Source organism: Tatumella sp. UCD-D_suzukii (assembly GCF_000611875.2).
Taxonomy (GTDB): domain Bacteria; phylum Pseudomonadota; class Gammaproteobacteria; order Enterobacterales; family Enterobacteriaceae; genus Tatumella; species Tatumella ptyseos.
In genome coordinates, this window is the sequence record NZ_JFJX01000040.1 from 1 (window position 1) to 868 (window position 868).

Below are 868 nucleotides of genomic sequence, written 5' to 3' on the forward strand. Positions count from 1 at the left end.
ATCTAATTTAATTTTTTCTTTAGTTAAAGTAATTAATCATCTAAATACCTTAATTCCTGTAGGAATTCCAATAATCATTGTTGCTGATGAGAAGAAAGCCCGAGTGTCAATATCTATTCCTACTGTGAATATATGATGACCTCATACTACTATCCCCATTAATCTAATTGACACTATAGCAAAAATTATTCCTATATGCCCAAACGTTGAGGATTTTATTGAAGATTGATAAACAATATGTGAAATTATACCAAATCCAGGTAAAATTAAAATATAAACTTCATGATGCCCAAAAAATCAAAATAAGTGTTGAAATAAAATTGGATCACCTCCCCCCATAGGATTAAAAAAAGAAGAATTAAAATTACGATCGAATAAAAGTATGGTAATTGAACCTGCTAATACTGGAAGAGATAAAATTAACAATATAGCCGTTAAAAGAATTGACCAGATAAATAAAGATATTTTTTTTACTGGAATCATTCTTATATTATAAATTGTAGTGATAAAATTAATAGATCTTAAAATTGAAGAAATCCCTGCTAAATGTAAACTAAAAATTATTAATTCTATTGAATAATCTGTATGGCTTTGAGTTAAAGTAAAAGGTGGATATAAAGTTCATCCTGACCCAACTCCTATTATTATTATTCTTAAAGTTATTAATCTAGTAGATGGGATTAAAATTCAAAATCTAAAGTTATTTAATCGTGGGAATGACATATCAGGAGCTATGATTATTAAAGGAATTAGTAAGTTTCCAAATCCACCTATAGTGATTGGCATAATTAAGAAAAATACTATTACAATAGCATGAGCAGTAATAACAATATTATAACAATTTCTATTATTAAATAAAGGTTCTATG

The 868-nt window shown here is 26.5% G+C and carries 1 pseudogene; it reads right to left on the reverse strand.

Features of this window, described 5'->3' with window-relative positions:
* Window positions 1-297: 297 nt before the first annotated feature.
* Window positions 298-867 (reverse strand): annotated as a pseudogene (locus tag CG67_RS18545) (cbb3-type cytochrome c oxidase subunit I).
* Window position 868 lies beyond the last annotated feature (1 nt).